Raw genomic sequence first — 23,319 nt, 5'->3', positions numbered from 1 at the left:
TCGTGCCACGCGCATTCGTCGGCGTAGCCACTACGATGTTCATTTGAACATAGCGTAACACCATATGAAACAGAAAATTGCGTCCTTGGAGTTCAAATGATACTTTCGTTTAGAACGGAGGGCCTATGCTCAGGACCGCCACGACCCGTCAGACCTACATACTAGAGATCGTGCGCGAGCAAGGCTTCGCCTCCATCGAGCAGCTCGCGGTGCGTTTCGACGTCACTCAGCAGACCATTCGCCGCCTCGTGAATGCACTCTGCGACCAGGGCCTGCTCCGGCGGGTGCATGGCGGGGTCGGCCTCCCGGTCCAGAACCAGAACCTCGCCTATGGCAGCAGGCACAGGTTGAACGCCAGCGCGAAACGGCGGATCGCGCACGCAACCGCCAACCTCATCCCTGACGGGACGTCACTGATGATCGGACTTGGCACGACGCCCGAATACGTCGCGCAGGCGCTCTCCCGCCGTCGGGATCTGCGGGTGATCACCAACAGCCTGAACGTGGCCGCAGCATTCGCGCACAATCCGGACGTGGAGATCAGCATCGCGGGCGGCACGCTGCGGCAACTCGATCGCGATATCATTGGCGAGTCGGCTGCACGCTTCTTCGCAGGTTTCCGCGCCGACTTTGGTATATTCGGCGTCGGGGGGATTGATGAGGACGGCACGCTGCTCGATTTCCATGCCGATGAAGTCACGGCGCGTCAATCCATTGCGGCCAATTCGCGAACGTCCGTGCTAGTGGCCGACATCACCAAGTTCGGTCGCAATGCGACGGTCCGGGGCGGCCACCTCGACGACTGCCACCATCTCGTCATCGATGATCGATTGCCTGGATCGTTTAAGCCAATCGCGGACAGGTATGGCGGTCTGATCCACACGGCCCGCGACGCCCGCGCAGATTTCGAACGCCTTGGCCAAACCTAGCGGACAACATAGACCCCCTTGCTCAGATCGATCGCGGACTTCAACGCACGGCCGACAATCCGCGCCGCAATCGGCACTGAGCCAGTCCCACGTGCCGCACACCTACGGGGCGAGCTCGAGCGGTGGGGAGGTGTTTTCCCGGTAATCCGAGTCCTCGGCTTGAACCGATTCAAGCGTGTTTATCCGGTCTATCTCGGAACAGGCGCTTCCGATTCCAGCAGGGACGCGGCCTTGAGATCGCTCCAGAGCGCGCCCGGCACTGTGGTGGTCAGCGCTGCCACATTGCGCTCGACCTCCTGCGCATTATGCGCCCCGAGAACCACGCTCGCGACCGCGGGATGACCCAGCGCAAAATGTAGAGCGGCCGTCGGCAGCGCTACGTCATGAGCTGCGCAGATACGCTGGATCTCAGCAACCTTCGAAAGGATCTGCGGCGGTGCGTCTTGATAATTGTACTTGGCGCCCTTGATGGCGCCCGTCGCCAGAATCCCCGAATTGAACACGCCGCCAAGCAGCACCGCGATGCCCTGCTTCAGCGCCAGCGGCATGAACTCCTCGAGTGCTGGCTGCTCCAGCAGCGAATAACGCCCGGCGAGCAGCATCACCTCGAAGGACCCGGCCTGCGCAAAGCGCACGCACATCTCCGCCTCGTTGACGCCGATCCCGATGCCCGCGACCACACCTTCGGAACGAAGTTTGTCCAGCGCTACATAGGCCCCGGACATCGCTTCGCGAAACCGATCCTCGATCGCGTCCTTACCGTGGGTCCACACATCGACATCATGGATCAGCAACAGGTCGATCCGGTCGGTGCCAAGCCGCAACAGCGACTGCTCGACCGAGCGCATGGTGCCGTCATAGGAATAGTCGACGACGGCTCGGTGCGGCTGTCCACCAATAAATCCGGACCGAGTCTCCGGCTGGTGAAATGGATCCATCCAGCGACCAGTTTTTGTGCAAAGCACCACATCCTTGCGCGGCACGCGCCGGAGCGCCGTTCCGCAGCGATGCTCCGACAGGCCGTTGCCATAGTGCGGCGATGTATCGAGCAGATTGATGCCGAGCTCGAAGGCACGGCTCGCCGCGGCAATTGCAGTGTGGTCGTCGAGCTCGAGAAAGAGATCGCCGAGCGGTGCGGTTCCGAACCCGAGGATGGAAACTTCGAGACCGGTCCGGCCAAGTGTGCGGCGCGGCAGAGCTGATTGCGAAACCATGGTGGATTGCTCTCCCTTCTCCGCGCCTCGATCCGCGCTAGTCTCATTGCAGCGACGCGCAGCGTATGTATTTGCCGTCAGGTGTCAACGCGAGGATTACGGGTCTCGTACAAGACTATTCCGCTCATACATTCGGGTTGCTAAGAAAAGCGGAACCGGCACGCGGGCACTTCACGGCCTGCGGCAACGAGGAGGAACGATGCTCCCCTATGTTACGCACGACGCACGCTTTGCCCGCCTGGTCTTTGGTCACGCCAATCTCGAAAAACTCACCAGCGGCTGCCGCTGGGCCGAAGGACCCGCTTACTTTCCGGCCGGCCGCTATTTGATCTGGTCCGACATTCCGAACAACCGGATGATGCGCTTCGACGAGACGGATTCGTCGGTGTCGGTGTTCCGCTCGCCGAGCTTCAACTCGAACGGCAACACGACCGATCACGAGGGGCGGCTGGTCACTTGCGAGCACTTCATGCGCCGCGTCACCCGGACCGAGCATGACGGCTCCATCACGGTGCTTGCCGAGCAGTTCGAAGGGCGTCGGCTGAACTCGCCCAACGATGCCGTGGTGAAATCGGACGGCTCGATCTGGTTTTCGGATCCGACATACGGCATCGACAGCGATTACGAGGGCCAGCAGACCAAATCCGAGATTGGCGCCTCCAACGTGTATCGGATCGATCCAGCGGGCGGCGAGATCAGCCTCGTCGTCTCTGACCGCGTGCAGCCGAACGGGCTGGCGTTCTCGCCAGACGAGAAGCTGCTTTATGTCGCCGATACCGGCGCGACCCACGTCGACGGGCTGCCCGCGACGATCTGGTCCTACAAGGTCCAGGGAAACAAGGTCGCTGGGCCCTCGCTGTTTTCCACCTGCCCCGACGGCCTCTACGACGGATTTCGCTGCGACATCCATGGCAACGTTTGGACGTCGGCGGGACGGAGCGTGTTCTGCTACGCAGCCGACGGGACACATATCGGCACCATTCCCATCGGCGAGATCGTGGCGAATGTCTGTTACGGCGGTCCGCAGCGCAACCGTCTCTACATTTGCGGACAGACATCGCTGTATTCGATCTTCCTCAATACGCGCGCGGCCGTGTAAGGGAAAAGGCGGCGCGGGCGGCGTGCGGCGCCATCCTCAGCCGTTCTGACCGCGCTTTCGCCGGCCGTCGGTGCCCTCGTCGCCCTGCAGATCGGATTCAAGTTCCTCGATAGCGCGCGATCCGAACTTGCCGGTCTCCGAGCTCGCTGATACGGTGTCGAGCAAGGCAGTTCGTTTCGCTAAAATTTTGATTTACGATGATTTCCAATTTGTAAAGAAGGTGGGCCACCTTTAGGCCGGCCATCTAGCTCGTGACGCGTTCGCCCCGCCCGTAGACGAGCAGCATGAAGATGATAACGAGACCATAGATCACTTGGCGGCCCGCCTCCGGCATCTCCATGATCGACAATACACTGTTCAGGAGCACGATCAGGACGACGCCGATCAGCGTGCCGAGATAGCGGCCGCGGCCGCCGAGGATGTTGGTGCCTCCAATCACGACGGCGGCGATCGAGGGCAGCAGATAGGCGTCTCCCATGCCTTGGTAGGCCTTGGTGGAATAGCCGGCGAGCAGCACGCCCGCGAGCGCGGCAGCAAGGCCGCAGAGGACGAAGCAGACCACCGTGACGCGGCGCGTGTTGACGCCGGCGAGATAGGCCGCCGCCTCCTTGTTGCCGATGGCGTAGATGTAGCGGCCGAGCGACATGCGCTGCAGGATCACGACCACCAGCACGGACACCCCGGCCCAGACGAACAGCGCGTTGGGAATGCCGAGCGTACGATCGCCCGCCAGCATCCGCATCAGGTCGGTCGCCCCGGTCTGAGGTGCGTAGCCGCCAGTATGCGCGACCATCAGGCCGCGCATCACGGCATTCACGCCCAGCGTAAAGATCATCGAGGGGACCCGCAGATACGCGACCCCGACGCCGTTGACGAGCCCGACAAGAACGCCGACCCCGAGCCCGACCGGAATTGCGAGAGGACCGCCGACCGAGGTCGCCATCATGGCCGCGGCCGCGAGCGTCCACGGCACCGACAGATCGATCTGCGCTATCAGGATCACGATCATCATGCCGGCCGAGACGATCCCGAGGAACGCACCGATCTGCAATTGCTGCAGAAGATAGGTCGGAGACAACAGGGGAGCGCTGCCGAAACGGGCGAATGTGTAAACCGTACCCGCGACGAGAATGACGACGATGAACACCGCCGCAATCAGGATCGGGCGATCGTCGCGCGAGAGGCTGAATGAGGCCGCCGTCATCGAAACAGCTCCAACGTGTTCTTGACGCGCAGCATACCCAACGCGCCGATGCTGACGGCAGCGAGCAGGATCACGCCCTCGAACAGCGGCTGCAGAAGAGGGGCAATGTCGAAGATGCGGAAGAAGAAGGAAATCACGCGCAAGACCATGGCGCCGAAGATCGACCCGATCGCACTGCCGGTTCCGCCAAGCAGCGAAGTGCCGCCGATCACCACGGAGGCGATCGAGTTGAGCGTATAGGCGCCGGCCTGCGGAATGTCCGCATTCCCAGACGAAGTCTGGATAGCAAGGAAGAGACCGCCGCAGCCGGCGAAGAAGCCCGCGAGCGTGAAGGCGGCGATCTTGGCGCGCTCGATCGGAAGGCCGGACATATAGGCTGCGCCCTCGGCCGAGCCGATCGCATAGACGGCGCGGCCGAGAACGGAGCGGCGGAACGGCACCCATACCAGCAGCGGAATGAGAACGAGAAGCACGAAGGGCACCGGGATCCAGGCGAACGGCGCAAACCAGGCAGCCGCGCCATCGTCGAAGATGTGCACGGTCGAGGCGAAATCGCCGAGCGAGTTAGTCAGCGCCCAGTTCAGATCAACATCGATCTTGCCGCCCGGGGTCGGACGCAGGAAAAGCGCGATGCCGATGTAGACCGCACCGGTCGCAAGCGTCGCGATGATCGGCTGGATGCGCCCATAGACGACGACGCAACCATTGATAAAGCCGGCAGCCGCGCCGATCACAAGGCACACGGCGATCCCGAGCAGAATGCCGCTCACGCCGCCCGGAAAGGTGCCGAGGCCGAGATGCACGCCGAACAGGTCGAGATGCAGCGGCGCACCACCTGCCGCGCCGGTCAGGAGGTAGCTCGCAAAGCAGCCGACCATGGTCATGACCGCTCCGACGGAGAGATCAAGGCCCGACATTAAGACCGGCACTGTCTGCGCCATCGCCAGCATGGCGAGCGCAAAGATTTCGTCGCCATTCTGCACCAGCACGGCGGAGGAGAAACCGCGGGGATGCGCGGCGTTGTAGAAAATGTAGAGGGCACAGAACAACAGGATGGCGGTGACCAGACCTATGTTCTGGCGGATCCTGATCGCGAGATCGTCAAGCATGCGCCGCCCCCGCTGCGGTATCGGTGTCGACATTCAGGGAGCTTGCGACAATGTTGGTCTCGGTGAGGTCGTCGCCCTCGAGCTCGCGCACGATGCGGCCGTCATACATGATGACGACGCGGTCGCAGCAGCCGATCAGCTCGTCATAGTCGGTTGAGTAGAACAGGATTGCGGCGCCCTGGTCGGCGAGTTCGCGCATCAGCCGGTAGAGCTCCTGCTTGGTGCCTACGTCGATTCCGCGCGTGGGATCGTTGAGCAGGATGATGCGCGGATCGGTCATCAGCCATTTGGCGAGCACGACCTTCTGCTGGTTTCCACCCGACAGCGTCGAGACCGCATCACTCGCTGCGTCCAACTTGATCTGCAGCCTCGCGATGGCTCGCTGGATCGCGGTGCGTTCCTTCCCGGTATCGATGAATGGGCCAGTGGAAAGCGCGTCGAGCGATGCGATCGCAAGATTGTCTGCGATCGACATCGGCAGCATCAGTCCTTCGGTCTTGCGGTCCTCAGGCACGAGTGCGATGCCGACCGATTTTGCCGCCGCCGGGGAGCCGGGACGTACCTCGCGATCTGCCACCGTGAGGCGACCAGTGACGCCGCGCAAAACACCGAACAGCGCAAGCAACAGGGATTTCTGGCCCTGCCCGTCGAGACCGCCGAGCCCGACGATCTCGCCGGCGCCGATGCTCAGTGAAATGCGATCGAGCTGCCTCTCCCAGCACAGGTTCTCTAGCGCCAGCACCGGCTTCGCGGCATTTCGCGCCGGCTTGGGCGGATACTGGGCCGCGATGTCACGCCCAATCATGAGCTGGATGATATCGGCGGTCGAACGCCTCCCCTTGTCGAAGGTCTCGATATGGCGGCCGTTGCGAAACACCGAGGCCCGGTCGGCGAGCGCCTCGACCTCGTGCATGCGGTGCGAGATGTACAGGATTGCGACGCCCTCGGCCTTGAGCCGCGCCAGCATCGCATAAACCTTCTCCACATCGGCGCTCGTCAGTGCCGATGTCGCCTCGTCGAGGATCAGCAACTGCGGCCGCTTGCCGAGCGCCTTCGCGATCTCGACCACCTGGCGCCTCGATAGGGGCAGATCGCGCACGCGCCTCAGGGGGTTGACGTCCTCACAGCCGATCTCGGACAAAAGCTCTTCGGCGCGGCGGCGCTGGGCCTTCGCATCGATCAGGCCGAACCGCCGCGGCGGTGATGCAATAGAGATGTTGTCCGCGACCGAGAGGTCGGGCATCAGCGATAGTTCCTGAAAGATGCAGACGACACCGGCCGCATTAGCCGCCGACGGCGTGGCGAAGCTGACTTCGCTCCCCGCGAGGCGCATGCGACCGCTGTCGGGCTGCACCACACCGGCAATGATCTTGATCAAGGTCGACTTGCCGGCGCCGTTCTCACCCAGCACGGCATGAATCTTGCCGGGTTCGCAGGCGAAATCGACGCCTTCCAGCGCGCGAACGCCGGCATAGCGCTTGGAGATGCCGGCAAGCTCCAGGAAGGCGGATTGCGTCGGATCGGCAGCCGGCATCGCCGGGCCTTCACGCAACGACGGCCCGGCGAATGCCGGGCCGTGACTGGGACATCGCTACAGGCCTCACTGGGTGTTCTTCTCGCTCTGCGACATGATCTCCGGTGCAGTGAAGTTCACGCCGCACGGTGTGAACTGGTTCGGCGCAAAGAAGTTGGCATTGAGCTCGGGCCAGTAATTCGTGCCCGGCTTGAGATCCTTGTAGGTCGCCACTGGAATCGGGATCGAGATCAGCTGCGGCATAATGTTGCCCTGCAGCGCCGAGATCGCCGCCTTGGTCGCGATCGCCACCAGCGCCGGCGACTGGCCGTAGGACATTCCCTTTAGTCCGTCCTTGGCGTGATCGGCAATCTGTTTGCGGTACTCGTTTTCGCCCTCTCCCGACATCGGCACAAAGGGATGCTTGGCAGCCATCAGTGCCTGCACGGTGCCGTCGGATCCGCCTTGGGTGAATACTCCGTCGAAATGACCATGCACAGCTAACGCATCCGCAGTCACCTTCTGCGAGGTGCCGGTGTCCCAATTACCAACCACCTCGGTGATTTTGAAGCTGTTGCCGGGCGATTCTATTACCTCGCGGAAACCGAGATGACGGTCGCGGTCAACGGAGTTTCCCGGAAGGCCACGGACTTCGAGGATGTCGCCGGATTTCTTGCCACTCTCGTCGATCAGCCATTTGGCCGACATGCGGCCCATTTCCTTCTGGTCCTCGTTGACCATCATCACCTTGTCGGTGTCGAGGACGTTGTCGAACGGCACCACCACGACGTTGTTCTTGTCGGCAAGACGGATGATGCGATCAAAACCGTCGGGAGCGACCGCAATAGTAACGATTGCGTCGAAGCCTTGGTTGATGAAGTCCTCCATCGCGCCAAGTTGCGCCGCCACATCGGTCCCGGTGGAAACAACCTTGAACTCCTTGATGTTCTCCTTGATACCCGGCTGATCGGCGAAAGCCTTGGCAGTCTTCACCATCTGGATGCGCCAGGTGTTGCCGACAAAACCGTTCACCAGCGCGATCCTGTAGGGGCCCGCCTTCTTGGGCCACTGAAAGAATTTGGTCTCGGACGACCACGGCTTGAAGCAGGCGGGGTCGGCGCCGGGGCCGGAGACGACCTTGGGACCTGCCAGAGCACTCACCGATGACAACAGCAAGCCGGCGCAAGCCAGCCCCGCCAGACGAAGCGTCCACACCATGTCGTGTCTCCCTGAGCGTTTGTGTTCCACCCTAACGCGGCGCGTAGCCATGCCGGGAATTGACCTTCCCGTGCGCGTGTCGCGCTAGGATGGCACGCAACTTGCGCTGCTGACAAGCCGAGGGCGGACGCTCCGGCGCGAGACACGATCTGAACGCACGGCCAAACCGACGGCAAATGTGGAAGCAGAAAACGTAACAATGACAGTCGGATGTTCGTGGGCGGCAAGGGATTGTGCAGCGGCGAAGCTGGCGATGGCCGGGCTTTCATGGTGGCATCCACGCGCGTGACGAAAAAAATGACACTCAGGGAAAAGTGTGAATCGCTAGGCGAAGCCGAACGAAGCCCGCTTGCTGAAGCCGGGTTTTGAAACCAGAGGCTGGGACTACTTGCTTTCGTCCGGCGGCCTGGCGCTCCTCCGCTAAGATAATGGCTGTAGTAACGCCGATCGCTCGCAGCTCCTCACTCAGCAACTCGATGGCGGGATCAGGTATCACACCGCGACGGTGGCTGGCGAACATGTCACTTGCTTGACACGTTCTGAAGCCGGTCTCTAATGTCCTTCAAGGTCCTGCGGTTGGACAGGCAACACTTTCTGCCCCCAAGCAAGAACAGGCTCGACTGCCCCACCCAGCGACTGTCAGGTCAAGGGTGCGGAATCCAAGATCGTTTCCTGGGAGGGAACAATGGACAGACGCCAGACGCTCAAGCTGATCGGTGGTACGGCCGCGTTGGCCGGTGCCGGTTTTCCGGGCTTTGCCTTTGCGCAAGCCCAAAAGGAAATGGTCACGGTCGTGAAGATCGCGGGAATTCCGTGGTTCAACGCACTTGAAAAGGGAATCCAGAAGGGGGCGAAGGATTTCAGCATTAATGCCACTATGATTGGCCCGGCGAACGTCGATCCGGCACAGCAAGTAAAGCTCCTTGAGGATCTGATTGCCAAGAAGGTCAACGTGATCGGCTTGGTGCCGCTTGATGTAAAAGTCTGCGAGCCCGTGCTGAAGCGCGCCCAGGCCGCCGGAATCAAGGTCATCACGCATGAGGGTCCGGAACAGGAAGGCCGCGACTGGAATGTGGAATTGATCGACTCCGTTCGCTTCGGCGAGGTGCAGATGGAACGTCTCGCCAAGGACATGGGCGGCGAAGGTGATTATGTGGTCTATGTCGGGACTCTTACGACGCCACTTCACAACAAATGGGCCGATGCCGCGATTGCCTACCAGCAGAAGAATTTTCCGAAAATGAAGCTCGTCGCCGACCGCTTCCCTGGCGCCGACGAGATCGACACCAGCCAGCGCACGACGCTTGACGTGATCAAGGCCTATCCCAACCTGCGTGGTATTCTCGGCTTCGGTTCGAACGGACCAATCGGGGCCGGAAATGCTGTGCGTCAGCAACGTCTTGGCAAGAAGATCGCCGTTGTCGGCACCGTGCTGCCAAGCCAGGCGAAGTCGCTTATCGCGGATGATACGATCCGCGAGGGTTTTCTGTGGAATCCCACCGATGCGGGTTACGCGATGGTCGCGGTGGCCAAACTCGTGCTCGATGGCAAGCCGATCACGGATGGCGTCGATGTACCCGGCCTTGGCAAGGCAGCCGTCGACGTTGCAGGAAAGCAGATCAAGGTGGACAAGATCATGCGCATCAACAAGGAAACCATCGAGGGTCTGATCGCCGGAGGGCTCTAGGCCGGACCGGTTTAGTCGCCTCATCGCGCTGCATTCCCGGCCCTTCCGGTCGGGAATGCGGTACCACTCGAGTGATCGCACGACTCCATTGCAGGCGAACCTTTGGTGACTTTCCTTGAGATGTCCGGCATATCGAAGCGCTTCGGCGGCGTGCACGCGCTCCGCGACGTCGATCTCACTCTGGAAGTCGGCGAGGTGCATTGCCTGGTCGGTGAAAACGGCTCCGGCAAGTCCACCCTGATCAAGATCATTTCGGGCGTCGAGGCAGCGGAGCCTGGCGGCCGTATCGCAATTTCCGGCAAGGAATATCCTAAACTGAACCCGGTCTACTCCACGCATTGCGGCATTCAGGTCATCTACCAGGATCTTTCGCTATTCCCCAACCTCAACGTCGCCGAGAATATCGCGATGGCGCACCATCTTGGCGGCCTCCATTCGGTGAACTGGGCCTCAATGCGCGCCACCGCGAAGGCCACAATGGCAAAGATCGGCGTTGAGTTCGACCCGGACGCGAAAGTGTCAGAGCTCAGCATTGCCGGACGCCAGCTGGTCGCGATCTGCCGCGCCTTGGCTGCGGATGCCAAACTCCTGATTATGGATGAGCCGACGGCATCGTTGACCCGCCACGAGGTTAACGCCCTGATCGCGCTCGTAAGCGAGCTGAAGCGTGCCGGCATCTGCGTCGTTTTCGTCAGCCACCGTCTCGATGAGGTGCTTGAAATCGCCCAACGCGTAACGGTGCTGCGGGATGGCGCCAAAGTCGGTACTTTTGCTGCAGACACAATCGATGGGCGGAAACTCAGCCAGCTGATGACTGGCAAGTCCTTCGAGTATCAGATACAGGCGCCTGAGCTTGCCGCTGGCCCGGTTGTGCTGGAAGTTAAGGGCCTGGGCCGCGAGGGCGAGTATGAGGATGTAAGCTTGCAGTTGCGCGCGGGCGAAGTAGTGGGTCTCACCGGTCTGCTCGGCTCAGGGCGAACCGAATTGGCGCTATCCCTGTTCGGCATGAAGCCGCCCGATCGCGGCACTATCGCACTTGACGGGCGGCCCATCGCCCTCCGTACAAATGCAGAGGCGATCGATCGAGGGATCGCCTACGTATCCGAAGATAGGCTTACGCTTGGTCTCATCCTGAATCAGTCCGTCACGGCGAACGTCACACTTACGGTGCTGGATCGTCTGGCTGGCGCGTTCGGCCTGATTGCCACACGCGCGCGACAGACCCATGTCGCTCGGTGGGTTGCTGAACTCGGGATCAAGGTCTCCAATCCCGCCAACCCGGTGAAGACGCTCTCCGGGGGCAACCAGCAGCGGGTCGTGCTCGCCAAATGGATGGCGACCAATCCGCGGGTGCTTATCCTCGATAGCCCCACGGTGGGCGTCGACATCAGCGCCAAGGACGGCATTTACGAAATCATCCGGCGGTTGGCCCGCGACGGCGTCGCGGTCTTGATGATATCGGACGAAATCCCCGAGGTCCTTTATCATAGTCATCGCGTCCTGGTGATGCGGGAAGGTCGTTTGACAACCGACGTGCCTGCCGCAGCCACTTCCGAAGATGCGCTTCGGCAGGCCGTCAATGCCTGAATCGCACATGGCATCATTCGGCAGGTTTCGTCGCAGCCATGAGTTCTGGCTGCTGATAGTCATCCTTGGGCTCTGCGCCAGCTTGGGCTTCGCGAACGCCCAATTCCTGACCATGCAGAATCTGTTTGATCTGCTGACCTCCTATGCATTTGTCGGCATCCTAGCGCTCGGGCTGCTGGTCGTCCTGATCGCCGGAGGAATCGACATCTCATTCACCGCGACCGCGTCGGTGGCGCAATATGTCACACTTTCGCTTGCCAATGCTTACGGGGCGAACTGGATCGGCGTCTTCGCCATCGCGATTGGAATTGGCGGTGCGCTCGGTGCCCTCAACGCGATTTTCATCCAGAAACTTCGAATACCATCGATCATCGTTTCGGTCGCGACGCTGAACATCTTCTATGGGCTTCTGATCTTCTTCACCGGCGGCAAATACATCTATTCGTTGCCCGACTGGTTTGCGACCGGAATATTCTGGTTCGAGTTCGAATGGGGCAAGGATAGCTCGTACGGTGTCAATCTGCAGATCCTCGCGCTCGTGCTGGCATTTCTCGTCACCTGGCTCCTGCTTAACCGAACCAATATCGGCCGGCAAATCTATGCCATGGGAGGCAATACCGACGCCGCACAGCGGCTCGGCTTCCACATTTTCGGCCTCAATATACTGGTCTATTGCTACATGGGTGTCATGGCCGGAATCGCCTCCCTGATTCAGGCACAACTCGCGCAGTCCGTTGCCCCGACGGTGCTGGTGGGCAAGGAACTCGATGTGGTCGCTGCCGTCGTGCTCGGCGGCGCCAGCCTGATGGGCGGCGTCGGCACGGTCTTCGGCACGTTTTTGGGCCTGACACTGCTCGCGGTACTCCAAAATGGTATCATTTTGCTGGGCGTTTCGTCCTACTGGTCGCCGTTCTTCGTCGGCTTGGTTATTCTCATTTCGGTCTCTGCGACCGCCTGGTCGCAGCGCGAGCGGCGAACCCGGAGCGCGCCCCGATGAGCAACGCCCCTGCCCTCTCGCTTCGCCGGCGCATGGTCGGTCTCGCCAGCAGCGGCACAGTCGCCACCCTCATCCTCCTGTTGTTCGCACTCTGGGTCGTGTTCGCGATCACGATCGGCGACCGGTTCTTCTCGGTCAACACGCTGCAATCCATGGCTTTCCAGATGCCCGAACTTGGCATCCTCTCACTGGCGATGATGCTGGCCCTGCTATCTGGTGGACTCAACCTTTCCATCATCGCGACCGCCAATCTGTCCGGACTGACCATCGCCTTCCTGCTGACGCGCTACATCCCGGGGAGCCAGGGCCTTGCCTGGGTCGGCATTCAGGTGTTTGCGATCGCTGCAGGATTTGCAGTGGCTGCATTGGTCGGCCTCCTCAATGGTTTTGTCATCGCCTATCTCGGCGTTTCGCCGATCCTGGCCACGCTCGGCACGATGACGCTCTGCAAGGGTCTCGCGATCGGCCTGTCGCGCGGTAACGTCATCTCCGGGTTCCCGGAGCCGATTGTGTTTATCGGCAACGGAACGGTTTTCGGGGTACCCTTTGCTCTGATCGTACTTGCGTTCTGCGCCTTGCCCGTCGCGCTCATGCTGAACGCGACGCCGTTCGGTGCAAAGGTTTACATGATCGGCTCGAACGAGAAGGCGACCCGTTACTCCGGCGTCAATACCCGCGCCGTCCTCCTCAAACTCTATGTATTTTCCAGCTTGCTCGCGGGCGTGGCGGCGGTCGTCATGTTGGCACGTTTCAATTCGGCCAACGCGGCATACGGCGAGAGCTATCTGCTGGTCACCATTCTCGCGGCCGTGCTCGGCGGCATCGATCCGTTTGGCGGCTTCGGCAAAGTCGGCGGGCTATTGCTTGCGTTGATCATCCTTCAGGTGATCTCCTCGGCATTCAACCTTCTGAACCTCAGCCAATTCCTCACTCTGGCGATCTGGGGTGGAATCTTGATTGCCGTCGCGGCGGTTCCTCATGTCGCCGGCAAAGCGCCGCGGTAGCCGGCGATGATGCGCTCGATCGTCTCGAACCCTATTGCAGTTCTCGACATCGGCAAGACCAATCTCAAACTGGTCGTGGCGAGCGACGACGGCTGGCCGCTCGAAGCACATGGGCTTCCAAATGTGCCTATGACTCAGGGCTCGTACCTCGCCTATGACCTTGCCGGGTTAGAAGAGTGGTTTCTCGATACCCTTGCCGACGTGTCTCAACGCCATGCCATTGGCGCCGTGATCGTGGCTGCGCATGGATGCGGCGCGGTTCTCGTCGACGGTGATACGCCAGTGCTACCGATGATGGACTATGATGCCGTCTCTCCGCCCGCAATCGATGAAGCATATGCCCGGATCGCGCCTGGTTACGATGAGGTGTTTTGCGGAATCGGAGGGGCGATGCGGCTCGGAAAACAGCTGCTTTGGCAGGAAAGCGCGTTTCCCGTCGAATTCGCTCGCGCAAAAGCCTATCTGACCACCGCGCAGTTTTTCGCCCTGCGGCTTGGTGGACGTGCGGCCAGTGAAATCTCGCAGCTCGCGGCTCAGAGCCATATCTGGGACCTCATCCACCGTCAGCCTTCTTCTCTTATGCGTAAGCGCGGTTGGAGCCATCTGTTGCCCGAATGCGTACCCGCCGGTGAGGTGCTGGGGACGGTTTCGGAATCTGTAGCCAGGCGCACTGGCCTGGCGCAATCGACCGAGATCCTCTGCGGAGTGCATGATTCCAACGCCAACCTGTTTCGCTACAAGGCCGCCGGCATGGCCGATGCCTCGATCCTATCGACCGGTACTTGGATGATTGGCTTTCAGCGCGGCCTCCCCCTGGACAAACTCGATTGCGCGCGCGCGATGGTTCTCAATATCGATGTCGATGGGGAGAATGCACCTTCGACGTTGATCGCTGCCGGCCGCGAATACGACCTCATCCGCGGGGAACATTTTGCTTCTGATGCAGCCGTCCTTGCCGCATTGCCCACCCTGCTGTCGAGAGGAACCCTGGCGCTCCCCTCATTCGTCGGCGATGATGGATTGTTTCCGGGCGCTGCTCGCCGCGGACGGGTCATCGGGCCGCCCCCCGAAACGCCTGCCGAATGGCAGGCATTGGCGGTGCTCTACGCAGCGTTCAGCGCAAACCGCTGCCTTGATGCGCTCGAGAGCTCAAAACGCATAGTCATCGATGGTGGCTTTGCCGCAAACCTGCCCTTCGCCCGTTGTCTTGCGACTTTGCGATCCTCGCAGAGTGTCTGGGTGAGTCGATCTCCCGACGGAACGGCGCTTGGCGCTGCGCTGCTGTGGCGGCGGTTCTCGCGTACGCTGCCGGTTTCAAGCGTGATCCTTGAAGCCGTCACATCACTCAGCAACGATAGGTTCGAACCGCGCGACCTTTCCACCGCTTACCAGTCCTGGATCGCTTTCTCGGAGCCCGCTTCATGACAGACCGTAATCATGCCGATCTCCGCCAAGGCATTGTCGATACCTGCAGGGAGATGAATCGAAACGGTCTCAATCAGGGCACATCCGGCAATCTTTCGCACCGGATTCCAAACGGCATGCTGATCACGCCTACCAGTCTGCCCTATGATCGGATGCAGCCAGAGGACATTGTCGCGATGGATTTTGCCGCGAACTACCAGGGCAACCATCGGCCTTCATCCGAATGGCGCTTTCATCGCGATATTCTGCGAGCACGCGAAGACGTCAACGTCGTGCTGCATACGCATTCCACCTTCAGCACGATTCTCGCCGTTCACGAACGTGACATTCCCTGCTTCCACTATATGGTCGCAGTTGCGGGTGGCAACGATGTCCGGTGTACGCCATATGCTTGTTTCGGCACGCAGGCACTATCGGACTACGCCCTCAAGGCCCTCGAAGATCGCGACGCTTGCCTCCTTGGCCATCATGGCTTGATCGTGACGGCCCAGACCTTTGAAAAGGCGCTTTGGCTCGCCTTTGAGGTGGAGACGCTGGCGAAGATGTATGTCCATGCGTTGGCTATCGGCGAGCCGCCGCGCCTCAGCGACGCTGAAATGGCGCAGGTACATGAGCAGATGAAACGCATGGGATACGGCCAGGCGCCTGACCTTGACGATGTCGGCGATGTTCCGCGCGCGCTACCGGAGTCGAAATGGACAGCACATTGATGGCGGATTTGCTGGACAGCTGCCAGCGAGTTCCTCAGCACCGGCCATGCAGAACGGAGGCCGCGGCCGGATGGGCGGGGTTGACCGTCACAGCTCTTGGGCAGAAGACGCGAGCGAACAATCTGACTTGCTCCCTTCACCACTCAGCCGATCAACGACTTAGCTTGTCGATCGGCGCCGCGTGAATACGGCAGGATGCGCCGTCGCCAACCTTCAGCAGCTTATTCTCATGTCTTGGCGCATGCTGCCTTTCCCATTGTAGCCAGCATGCTCGGGCATGCGGCACGCTGGGTACCGACCTCGCTTGCGCGAACGTCGCGACGGGAGCGCATCGTCAGCTCACCGGACCCGACCGCCCGCATCCGCCCTTCGCCGCACCGCCGACCAGATAGAGACATGCTTGATCGGATCGTTCCGCATCATGAGCAGGTCATCCCTTCAACAAAGTTTCAATCTCAGCGCGCCGCGGCATGGCAGGCGCAGCGCCCGCGCGTGTCACGGAAATCCGCGCTGTCGCCGAACCGAAGCGCGCCGCTTCCAGTGGACCGGCGCCACCCGCGAGCGCGCTTGCGAAGCCGCCGACGAATGCATCGCCCGCGCCGGCGGTTTCGACCACCCTTGCCGGCGGCAAACGACGGCACGTGTAGCGAGCGATCCTGCCCGTGAAACAATGCTCAGGCTTCGCGAGCGTGATCAGCACGGTACCCGCTCCTTTGCCCAGCAGCGCATCTCCGGCGCGGCGGGCGCCGGCAAGATCGCTCACCGGGATTCCAGTCAGCGCCTCGGCCTCAGTCTCGTTGGGAACGACGTAGTCGCATAAGGCAAACAGGCTGTCGTCGAATGCGCCCGCGGGTGCCGGGTTGAACACGGTGATGCTGTCCGCGGCGCGCGCGATCTCGAGGCCGAGCTGCGCAGCTGCGACGGGTTGCTCGAGCTGGGTCACGAAGACGCGGCTAGTGCGGATCGCGTCCGCCGCCGCATCGACGTCGGCGGGGCTGAGACCGTCGGTCGGTCCGCTCACCGCGATGATGGCGTTGTCCCCGCGTGTGCGCTCTAAATCGCGTTTCCTTCCGAAGCCTTGTGTCAGTGCGGCTGGCGTAAGTTGTTGGCGCTCTGTTCAGTCGATGGCCAGCTTTCATCGCCTATTCTAGTCTATTGTCCGTACGCGCCAGATCGCCCTAGTACTCAGCGAGACAAGCCGTCCCAGGAAGGATCGGGATGATGGAGTCATTGCCCAGCCGCACCGCACTGACAACGTCGCTGATGAGAGAGCTGCATTCGCGGTTCGACCCGTCTCCCCTTTTCGACGATCCCTGGGGTGATCGACTCGTTCCCGAAGCTGAACGCGAAAGGATGACTGAGCGGGTATTGGCCCGCATGGATAAGGACGCGCGTGCCCGTGCCCTGCAGGGACCCGGTTCAGTGTTGGACGACTTCCTGCTGACCAATACCGCACTGCCAGGAGTGGTAATCCGCTCTCGTTATGCGGAGGACGCGTTGCGCGCGGCGACAATCAGGGGCATAAGTAAGTACGTTCTTATCGGTGCGGGCTGGATAGCTTCGTGCTTCGCGGCCCTGCTTTTTCCGACGCCCTGACGATCTTCGAGATAGACCATCCGGCGATGCAAACGATGAAGATCCAGCCTATTAAAGAATGCGGCATATCGCTTCCGCCGTCGGTGCATTTCATCGCTGCCGACCTCACGAACGAGGATTTGGTGTCTGCTTTGGCTTGCTCTTGCTTCCGGGAAAGACAAGAAAACATTCTTCTCGTGGCTCGGCGTTTCGGTGTACCTGACACGTCAAGCCAATCTGGCAACCTTGCGTGCAGTGGCAACTTGCGGTGCCCCGGGAAGCGAACTTGTATTCACTTATATTGACCAAGCGGAGTTCGCCCAGAACACATCTCAAGCACCACACAACGAGAATGCCAATCTGGTAGCGCAGACCGGCGAACCTTGGATTTCGGGATTCTATCAGGATGACATCGTCAACGATCTCGCCTCTGCTGGACTTGAGCTGGTTGAAAATCTGGACGGAAAGGCGATGTGGGAACGCTATCGGCGAGCAAAGCACCACACTCGCACAACCCCCTGCCAGCTTGCACATAGCCCTGGCGCGAGTGGGTAAGGGACATTGGTGAATACTGTCGACGCGGCACGGATGTGGGTTTTCGGGGACAGGTGCTTGTTGAGGCGTCTGGCCCTCAGCGACAGCGGACGTTACCGCGCCTCAAGCGCTTTTCGGCTTAGGGCCAGAAGAGACTCTTCTGGTGAGCAAGCAACGAAGATTCTGGCGACCTCACTGTTCGCGTACGCCAGCCTTTCTAAGTCCATCAAGGATGTTGTCGTACTCACGACGGAACTGCGCATTGCTCGAACGTGCGTAGCCAATTTGGCGGAACCACTGGACCGTGAAGTCCGGCAGGATTGCATCCAATTCGATCCTCACTTGGGAGTTCATTTCAAATTGGCCGGTGGCTCCATAAGCTGAAATCAGATCCACATACGGCATCCAGTATAATTTGTTCAGATTGATAGAGCGCCTGCATTTTTCAAAGGCTTCGTTGTATTGCTGCACACGGACGTGAGCATGGCACAGGAAGAAATGCCAGGTGCTACACGCCTCTTTGGGGCTTAGGCGCAAAGCAATCTGAACTGGTCGAAGATTCGTGCGCGCGTCCCGCTGTGACAAGTGCAATTCCCTTTGTTGCGTATGCAATCGGCGATTTGGGTCGGCTTCCGGAGCGGCGTCGAATTCAGGTAATGCCGCCTCGGGATCTCCATAGAGTAAAAATGTTTCCTTTGGTTATATGCGCATTCGCGCTCGTTGAAATAACTTGATCAATTAAGCTGGTGGCGTAATGCAGTCGGGCCCCAGCTCCCCCAATCCCTTGGAGCTGAGGCCATTCTTGCATCATACGAATCAGCGGGCGCTCGCTGCGTGGCGTTTTCGCGAAAAATCCTGACCTCTGCAACTTTCGACTTTTGCAACACAATCCCAGCGACTGCAGACATTGGGGCGGTTGAACCGCTCTTCGGTTTCTGGCCAACCCTCTGGCACGGAGACCACCCGACGAATCCGGCGGTGGCGCAAATGCGAAGTGCGGCGGCATCTCCTAGGGCGATCTTCGCACAGACCAGAGGATAGCGTTCGTGAGGATTCGCTGGTAGCGGGCGTCCTGCCAAACTGACGGCTCGTGGCCTAGCGCCGAATAAAATAGTCGTCCCTCGCCATAGAATCGGGTCCAGGTGAGAGGCCAGCCATAGAATCGTTGATGCACGCCGGTCTTGCCAAGGTCCACCGAGCTTGGGTCGAGGCGCAGGAGCACGCGTGAACCACGATAGTCGAAGTCGCTGATTTGGTAGATCTCGTCCTCGACTTGCAACGAATTCCCGAGAAAAGCCACCAGGGGATCGCCAGGATCAACCACCTCGATCTTCACGGCCTGATGCCAAGGATGATCATTGAAGTAGCCGCCGACCAGATCGAGATAGTCCGGCCAAGTGTAGAATGTGTCCGTCGCCGAATGAACGCCGAGGAACCCGCGGCCCGAGCGCACAAAGTTGAGAAGAGCTCTCTTTTGCGCGTCGCTCATTGGAAGTTCTCCGGTTGTGTAGAACATCACCGCCGCGTAGCGCTCGAGGTTTTCGGTAGAAATTTCGGACGTGTCTTCCGTTGCAATGACTTCAAAGACACCCGAATTGCTTCCGAGCTGGGTCAGGATTACCTTGGAAAGCGGTATGACATCATGCCGGTAGCCAGCGGAGTATGTGAAATAGAGGATGCGCTCTGGCGGACGCTCCGCATGCGCGCCGAGTGGACGCGTGCCGGGAACACTCGGTAATCGGCGAAGCGTTCCAAACGCCGCACCGTCGCAAAGACTCAGCCGCCTCAGAGCCTCGGACGAAGGCTTGGTTGGGGGGTACACGACCCCCAACCGTCGAGCCGAGCCGGTACTGAGCGCAGCGCAACGGCATTCGCGGTGACCTCTTAGCCAGTATTTTTGACCGCCTCAGCCAGTATCCCGTAAAGCTGCTGCTTGCTGAATTGCCGTGGCTAGCCTCCGGACAGACCCCGCCACCGAGCTGCAGGTTCGCGTTGGCATCGCTACCGGTATGGTGGTCGTGGGCGATTTGATCGGCGAAGGTTCAGCTCAAGAGCAGACGGTCATTGGCGAGACGCCGAACTTGTTGCTCCCCGTTTGTCTCTCGTTGTCCCGCCATTCGCAAACGTCAACAACGACGCAGAGCAGGACTATTTCGCCGACGGCATTACGACCGATCTGACGACCGGCCTCGCGCAAATGCTCGATGCATTCGTGATCGGGCGGGACGGCTTTCACCTATAGGAATAAGCAAATGCCCATCAGTGAGTTGGTGCGCCGCAAAGATATCCGAAATGGTGAGAATGCGAACGATGTCGGTGATGTTCTCGGCGCAGAGGCGGTCAGGATAGCCGCTGCCGTCGAGATATTCGTGGTGGTGCCGGACCGCATCGAGGACTTCGGGTGAGATGTCCACGTGCCCTTTCAGCACATCGTAACCCGCCGCCGGGTGAGTTTCGACCAACGCTTGCGGATTCCGATCGATGTCGCCCAGGATTCCGAGATGATCTCGCCCACCATTCCGATTTGAAGTCGCCCACCCGTTCCGAGATGATGTCGCCCACCATTCCGGGATGATGTCGCCCGGGTGACGAGGCCTCTTCTGACTCCCATAGGATGAACCCTTTCGGCTTTGCGAAGGGGACCCTGGATGCCGACAGAGAGGCTTGCGATGCGCCGTGTGCGCGATGTGATCAGAATGAAGGCGGCGGGGCTGCCGAGCCGCGAGATTGCGCGACGGGTGGGCGCGGCGCCCTCGACGGTGCGACTGGCGCTCCGGCGGTTCGAGGCCGCGGGCTTGAGCTGGCCGTTGCCAGACGACGTCACCGACACGGTTCTGGAACTTCGCCTGTTCGCGAAGACCGGCAATGGCAACCGTCAGGGTCACCGCCGCATCGCCGAGCCCGACTGGGCGAGCGTGCACCGCGAGCTCAAACGCAAGCACGTGACGCTGTCGATCCTGTGGGAGGAATATATCGCCGCGGAGCCTGGCGGATACCGGTACTCGCGCTTCTGTGAGCTCTACCGCGCCTGGGAAGGCCGTCTGTCGGTGACGATGCGCCAGGCCCATGCGGCCGGCGACAAGTTGTTCGTCGACTATGCCGGCGATGGCGTGCCGGTGGTGGTCGACCGCCTGACCGGTGAGCGCAGAACGGCGCAGATCTTCGTCGCCGTGCTCGGCGCATCGAGCTTCACCTACGCGCAGGCGACGTGGACGCAGGGGCTCGCCGACTGGATCAGCGCCCATGTTGGCGCCTTCGCGGCGATCGGCGGCATACCGGCGCTGCTGGTGCCCGACAACACCAAGGTTGCGGTCATTAAGGCGAGCCTGTACGACCCGCAGATCAATCGTACCTACGCGGAGATGGCGGCGCATTACGGCACCGCCATCTTGCCGGCGCGGCCGCGCAAGCCGCGCGACAAGGCCAAGGTCGAGCAGGCCGTCCTCATCGTCGAGCGCTGGCTGCTCGGCCGCCTGCGTCATCGCACCTTCTACAGCCTGGCCGAGGTCAATGCGGCGATCGGCGAACTGCTCACGAGGCTGAACGAGGAACGGCCGATCCGGCGGATCGGCGTGACACGCCGCCGGTTGCTCGAGGAGGTCGACCGGCCGGCGCTCAAGCCATTGCCGGCGTCCCCCTATGTCCTCGCCGAGTGGCGGATCCGCCGCGTCAGTCTCGATTACCACGTCGAGGTGGAGAAGCATTACTACAGCGTTCCGCATCGCTTCGCCCGCGCCGAGGTCGAGGTGCGGTTCACGGCCCGCACCGTCGAGATCTTCCACAAGGGCGAGCGGATCGCCGCGCATCAGCGCATGAGCGGCAATCACAAACACACCACCGGTGCCGGAGCACATGGCCTCCAGCCATCGGCGCTACGCCGGCTGGACCATCGCGCGTATCCGCCAGGACGCCGCCGCGATCGGGCCGGCGACCAGCGCGTTGTGCGACCTCATTCTCGACGAGCGCTCGCACCCCGAGCAAGGCTTCCGCGCCTGTCTCGGCATCCTCAGGCTCGCCGCCTCCTATGGACGCGAACGGCTGGACGCTGCGGCTGCGCGGGCGATCGACATCGGCGCGCGCACCTATGGCTCGGTCAAGTCGATCCTCGCCAACAATCTCGATCGGCGTCCTGCTCACCAGCGCTCCGCGGACGATGCGCCGATCCTGCATGCCAACATCCGCGGACCGCGCTACTACAATTAGGAGATCATCCCTTGCTCACCCATCCGACCCTCGACCGCCTCAACGCCCTCGGCCTCCATGGCATGGCCAAGGCCTTCGCCGACATCGAAGCCACCGGTGAGGCCGCAAGCCTCGGTCACGCCAAATGGCTCGCGCTGCTGCTCGAACGTGAAGCCTCGCTGCGGCACGACAAACGGCTCGCCACCCGCCTGCGCTACGCCAAGCTGCGCCAGCAAGCGTGCGTCGAGGACATCGACTACCGCACCCCGCGCGGTCTCGACCGCCCGCTGTTCGCTAAGCTTGTCGAGGGCCGTTGGATCGACAACCACGTCAATCTCCTGATCTGCGGCCCGGCCGGCGTCGGCAAGAGTTGGCTCGCCTCGGCGCTCGGCCACAAGGCCTGTCGCGACAATCGCTCTGTGCTCTATCAGCGCGTCCCGCGACTGTTCGACGATCTGGCGCTCGCCCGCGGCGACGGCCGCCATCCACGCCTGTTGCGCGGCCTTGGCCGTGTCGATCTGCTGATCCTCGATGATTGGGGACTCGAGCCGCTCGACGCCGGTGCCCGTCACGACCTCCTGGAAATCCTCGAAGATCGCTACGGTCATCGCTCCACCATCGTCACCAGCCAGCTCCCCGTGGACCAGTGGCATCTGCTCATTGGAGATCCCACCTATGCCGACGCCGTGCTCGATCGTCTCGTCCACAATGCCCATCGGCTCGACCTCACCGGTGAGAGCCTGCGGCGAACAATCCGCCCGAAAGACCTGAGCCCGTGGCGCTGTGGACATGCCGCTGCGCTTGGGCAACGCAATCGCGTTGCCCACATGCCCACAGCAACCGCAGAAGAAGAAAACAGGTCGAAGTCGCGATTCCAGATTGACCACGCGGCTTGACCGATGCCAGAGAACCAGCCGGCCAGAACGCCTCGCCGCTGGGCGAGATCAAATCGGAAAGGTGGGCGACATCGTCTCGGAAGTAAGCGCTCAGCCGGGGCCCTATTGAGCCTGGCTTGACGCCTTGCGGAAGCGCCACGGCATGAGGTCGCCGATTCTGCTATGGGGATGGCCGTCGAGGATCGCCTCGAGTGTTTCGGCGATGTAGGCGGCCGGATTGACGTCGTTGAGCTTGCAGGTGGCGACGATCGACGCGAGCAAGGCCCAGTTTTCTGCCCCGGTTTCATGACCGGCGAAGAGAGCGTTTTTTCTGGTCAAGCAGACTGGCCGGATGGCGTTCTCGACCGGGTTGGTGTCGAGCTCGAGACGCCCGTCTTCGAGGAAGCGGGTCAGCCCCTGCCAATGATTGAGCGCATAGCGGATATCCTCGGCGAGG

The 23,319-nt window shown here is 61.2% G+C and carries 21 protein-coding genes and 3 pseudogenes; 13 read left to right on the top strand and 11 right to left on the bottom strand.

The window, feature by feature from the left end; all coding sequences use genetic code 11:
* Positions 1-125: 125 nt before the first annotated feature.
* Positions 126-929: a DeoR/GlpR family DNA-binding transcription regulator gene (locus tag IVB13_RS36200; RefSeq protein ID WP_247492386.1), complete on the top strand. Its 804-nt coding sequence runs from the start codon at positions 126-128 to the stop codon at positions 927-929.
* 188 nt (positions 930-1,117) lie between these two features.
* Here IVB13_RS36200 and IVB13_RS36195 read toward each other — a convergent pair whose 3' ends face one another.
* Positions 1,118-2,143, bottom strand: coding sequence for an aldo/keto reductase (locus tag IVB13_RS36195; RefSeq protein ID WP_018459411.1), 1,026 nt, complete (start codon positions 2,141-2,143; stop codon positions 1,118-1,120).
* Between the two features lie 199 nt (positions 2,144-2,342).
* On the opposite strand from IVB13_RS36195, the gene IVB13_RS36190 reads away from it, so the two are divergent.
* Positions 2,343-3,242, top strand: coding sequence for an SMP-30/gluconolactonase/LRE family protein (locus IVB13_RS36190; RefSeq protein ID WP_247492375.1), 900 nt, complete (start codon positions 2,343-2,345; stop codon positions 3,240-3,242).
* Between the two features lie 36 nt (positions 3,243-3,278).
* On the opposite strand, the gene IVB13_RS40270 is transcribed toward IVB13_RS36190, so the two are convergent.
* The 5 genes from IVB13_RS40270 to IVB13_RS36170 all read right to left on the bottom strand — a co-directional run bounded on the left by IVB13_RS40270 (position 3,279) and on the right by IVB13_RS36170 (position 8,286).
* Positions 3,279-3,407: a hypothetical protein gene (locus IVB13_RS40270; RefSeq protein ID WP_018459413.1), complete on the bottom strand. Its 129-nt coding sequence runs from the start codon at positions 3,405-3,407 to the stop codon at positions 3,279-3,281.
* 79 nt (positions 3,408-3,486) lie between these two features.
* Positions 3,487-4,446: an ABC transporter permease gene (locus tag IVB13_RS36185; protein ID WP_247492374.1), complete on the bottom strand. Its 960-nt coding sequence runs from the start codon at positions 4,444-4,446 to the stop codon at positions 3,487-3,489.
* The gene (locus IVB13_RS36180; RefSeq protein ID WP_018459504.1) at positions 4,443-5,555 is read right to left on the bottom strand and encodes an ABC transporter permease; all 1,113 of its coding nucleotides are present in this window, start codon (positions 5,553-5,555) and stop codon (positions 4,443-4,445) included. The genes IVB13_RS36185 and IVB13_RS36180 overlap by 4 nt, the downstream gene beginning before the upstream one ends.
* The gene (locus IVB13_RS36175) at positions 5,548-7,089 is read right to left on the bottom strand and encodes a sugar ABC transporter ATP-binding protein (RefSeq protein WP_247492371.1); all 1,542 of its coding nucleotides are present in this window, start codon (positions 7,087-7,089) and stop codon (positions 5,548-5,550) included. The genes IVB13_RS36180 and IVB13_RS36175 overlap by 8 nt, the downstream gene beginning before the upstream one ends.
* 66 nt (positions 7,090-7,155) lie before the next feature.
* Positions 7,156-8,286, bottom strand: a complete 1,131-nt coding sequence (locus IVB13_RS36170; protein ID WP_018459502.1) for a sugar ABC transporter substrate-binding protein — start codon at positions 8,284-8,286, stop codon at positions 7,156-7,158.
* Between the two features lie 685 nt (positions 8,287-8,971).
* Here IVB13_RS36170 and IVB13_RS36165 point away from each other — a divergent pair.
* The 6 genes from IVB13_RS36165 to IVB13_RS36140 all read left to right on the top strand — a co-directional run bounded on the left by IVB13_RS36165 (position 8,972) and on the right by IVB13_RS36140 (position 15,696).
* Positions 8,972-9,973: an autoinducer 2 ABC transporter substrate-binding protein gene (locus tag IVB13_RS36165; protein WP_247492352.1), complete on the top strand. Its 1,002-nt coding sequence runs from the start codon at positions 8,972-8,974 to the stop codon at positions 9,971-9,973.
* Positions 9,974-10,075: 102 nt separating this feature from the next.
* Positions 10,076-11,560: a sugar ABC transporter ATP-binding protein gene (locus IVB13_RS36160; protein WP_247492350.1), complete on the top strand. Its 1,485-nt coding sequence runs from the start codon at positions 10,076-10,078 to the stop codon at positions 11,558-11,560.
* Complete coding sequence (locus IVB13_RS36155) at positions 11,553-12,557, top strand: ABC transporter permease (RefSeq protein WP_018459499.1); 1,005 nt, start codon at positions 11,553-11,555, stop codon at positions 12,555-12,557. The genes IVB13_RS36160 and IVB13_RS36155 overlap by 8 nt, the downstream gene beginning before the upstream one ends.
* Complete coding sequence (locus IVB13_RS36150; RefSeq protein WP_018459498.1) at positions 12,554-13,561, top strand: ABC transporter permease; 1,008 nt, start codon at positions 12,554-12,556, stop codon at positions 13,559-13,561. Before IVB13_RS36155 ends, IVB13_RS36150 begins: the two co-directional genes overlap by 4 nt.
* Before the next feature lie 6 nt (positions 13,562-13,567).
* On the top strand, positions 13,568-14,986 hold the full coding sequence (locus IVB13_RS36145; protein WP_247492339.1) for an FGGY-family carbohydrate kinase: 1,419 nt from the start codon (positions 13,568-13,570) through the stop codon (positions 14,984-14,986).
* Complete coding sequence (locus IVB13_RS36140) at positions 14,983-15,696, top strand: class II aldolase/adducin family protein (protein WP_247492328.1); 714 nt, start codon at positions 14,983-14,985, stop codon at positions 15,694-15,696. Before IVB13_RS36145 ends, IVB13_RS36140 begins: the two co-directional genes overlap by 4 nt.
* Before the next feature lie 430 nt (positions 15,697-16,126).
* On the opposite strand, the gene IVB13_RS36135 is transcribed toward IVB13_RS36140, so the two are convergent.
* A complete protein-coding gene (locus tag IVB13_RS36135; protein ID WP_346731712.1) occupies positions 16,127-16,726 on the bottom strand; it encodes a PfkB family carbohydrate kinase in 600 nt (199 codons plus the stop codon).
* 188 nt (positions 16,727-16,914) lie between these two features.
* Here IVB13_RS36135 and IVB13_RS36130 point away from each other — a divergent pair, with 188 nt between their 5' ends.
* Together IVB13_RS36130 and IVB13_RS36125 are read left to right on the top strand one after the other, a co-directional pair.
* Positions 16,915-17,292 (top strand): class I SAM-dependent methyltransferase, encoded by a 378-nt coding sequence (locus IVB13_RS36130; protein ID WP_247492323.1) that lies wholly within the window; start codon positions 16,915-16,917, stop codon positions 17,290-17,292.
* A 192-nt stretch (positions 17,293-17,484) separates the two neighbouring features.
* Complete coding sequence (locus IVB13_RS36125) at positions 17,485-17,826, top strand: hypothetical protein (RefSeq protein ID WP_247492313.1); 342 nt, start codon at positions 17,485-17,487, stop codon at positions 17,824-17,826.
* A gap of 171 nt (positions 17,827-17,997) precedes the next feature.
* Here the strand turns inward: IVB13_RS36125 and IVB13_RS36120 are convergent, their stop codons facing one another.
* Positions 17,998-18,390, bottom strand: coding sequence for a hypothetical protein (locus IVB13_RS36120; protein WP_247492311.1), 393 nt, complete (start codon positions 18,388-18,390; stop codon positions 17,998-18,000).
* A 424-nt stretch (positions 18,391-18,814) separates the two neighbouring features.
* Positions 18,815-19,627, bottom strand: a complete 813-nt coding sequence (locus IVB13_RS36115) for a ThuA domain-containing protein (RefSeq protein WP_247492309.1) — start codon at positions 19,625-19,627, stop codon at positions 18,815-18,817.
* A gap of 273 nt (positions 19,628-19,900) precedes the next feature.
* Here IVB13_RS36115 and IVB13_RS36110 point away from each other — a divergent pair, with 273 nt between their 5' ends.
* Complete coding sequence (locus IVB13_RS36110; RefSeq protein ID WP_346731662.1) at positions 19,901-20,047, top strand: hypothetical protein; 147 nt, start codon at positions 19,901-19,903, stop codon at positions 20,045-20,047.
* A gap of 31 nt (positions 20,048-20,078) precedes the next feature.
* Here IVB13_RS36110 and IVB13_RS36105 read toward each other — a convergent pair.
* Positions 20,079-20,273, bottom strand: a pseudogene (locus IVB13_RS36105) (HD domain-containing phosphohydrolase); the annotation flags it as partial.
* Between the two features lie 201 nt (positions 20,274-20,474).
* Between IVB13_RS36105 and istA the strand changes: the two are divergent.
* Together istA and istB are read left to right on the top strand one after the other, a co-directional pair.
* Positions 20,475-22,008: pseudogene (istA, locus tag IVB13_RS36100) on the top strand (IS21 family transposase).
* A gap of 11 nt (positions 22,009-22,019) precedes the next feature.
* A pseudogene (istB, locus tag IVB13_RS36095) lies at positions 22,020-22,736 on the top strand (IS21-like element helper ATPase IstB); the annotation flags it as partial.
* A gap of 249 nt (positions 22,737-22,985) precedes the next feature.
* Here istB and IVB13_RS36090 read toward each other — a convergent pair.
* On the bottom strand, positions 22,986-23,319 hold a 334-nt coding region (locus tag IVB13_RS36090; protein WP_247492307.1), incomplete at its 5' end, for a transposase.

Source organism: Bradyrhizobium sp. 17 (assembly GCF_023073515.1).
GTDB classification, from domain to species: Bacteria; Pseudomonadota; Alphaproteobacteria; order Rhizobiales; family Xanthobacteraceae; genus Bradyrhizobium; species Bradyrhizobium canariense_D.
Note: the sequence above shows the minus strand (reverse complement) of the source record. Positions and strands in the feature narration are given on the sequence as shown.

What these genes read in the sequence shown, in the direction of transcription:
- IVB13_RS36200 (WP_247492386.1), top strand. Translation starts at nt 126, where the DNA reads ATGCTCAGGACCGCCACGACCCGTCAGACCTACATACTAGAGATCGTG.
- IVB13_RS36195 (WP_018459411.1), bottom strand. Translation starts at nt 2,143, where the DNA reads ATGGTTTCGCAATCAGCTCTGCCGCGCCGCACACTTGGCCGGACCGGT.
- IVB13_RS36190 (WP_247492375.1), top strand. Translation starts at nt 2,343, where the DNA reads ATGCTCCCCTATGTTACGCACGACGCACGCTTTGCCCGCCTGGTCTTT.
- IVB13_RS36185 (WP_247492374.1), bottom strand. Translation starts at nt 4,446, where the DNA reads ATGACGGCGGCCTCATTCAGCCTCTCGCGCGACGATCGCCCGATCCTG.
- IVB13_RS36180 (WP_018459504.1), bottom strand. Translation starts at nt 5,555, where the DNA reads ATGCTTGACGATCTCGCGATCAGGATCCGCCAGAACATAGGTCTGGTC.
- IVB13_RS36175 (WP_247492371.1), bottom strand. Translation starts at nt 7,089, where the DNA reads ATGCCGGCTGCCGATCCGACGCAATCCGCCTTCCTGGAGCTTGCCGGC.
- IVB13_RS36170 (WP_018459502.1), bottom strand. Translation starts at nt 8,286, where the DNA reads ATGGTGTGGACGCTTCGTCTGGCGGGGCTGGCTTGCGCCGGCTTGCTG.
- IVB13_RS36165 (WP_247492352.1), top strand. Translation starts at nt 8,972, where the DNA reads ATGGACAGACGCCAGACGCTCAAGCTGATCGGTGGTACGGCCGCGTTG.
- IVB13_RS36155 (WP_018459499.1), top strand. Translation starts at nt 11,553, where the DNA reads ATGCCTGAATCGCACATGGCATCATTCGGCAGGTTTCGTCGCAGCCAT.
- IVB13_RS36150 (WP_018459498.1), top strand. Translation starts at nt 12,554, where the DNA reads ATGAGCAACGCCCCTGCCCTCTCGCTTCGCCGGCGCATGGTCGGTCTC.
- IVB13_RS36145 (WP_247492339.1), top strand. Translation starts at nt 13,568, where the DNA reads ATGATGCGCTCGATCGTCTCGAACCCTATTGCAGTTCTCGACATCGGC.
- IVB13_RS36140 (WP_247492328.1), top strand. Translation starts at nt 14,983, where the DNA reads ATGACAGACCGTAATCATGCCGATCTCCGCCAAGGCATTGTCGATACC.
- IVB13_RS36130 (WP_247492323.1), top strand. Translation starts at nt 16,915, where the DNA reads ATGATGGAGTCATTGCCCAGCCGCACCGCACTGACAACGTCGCTGATG.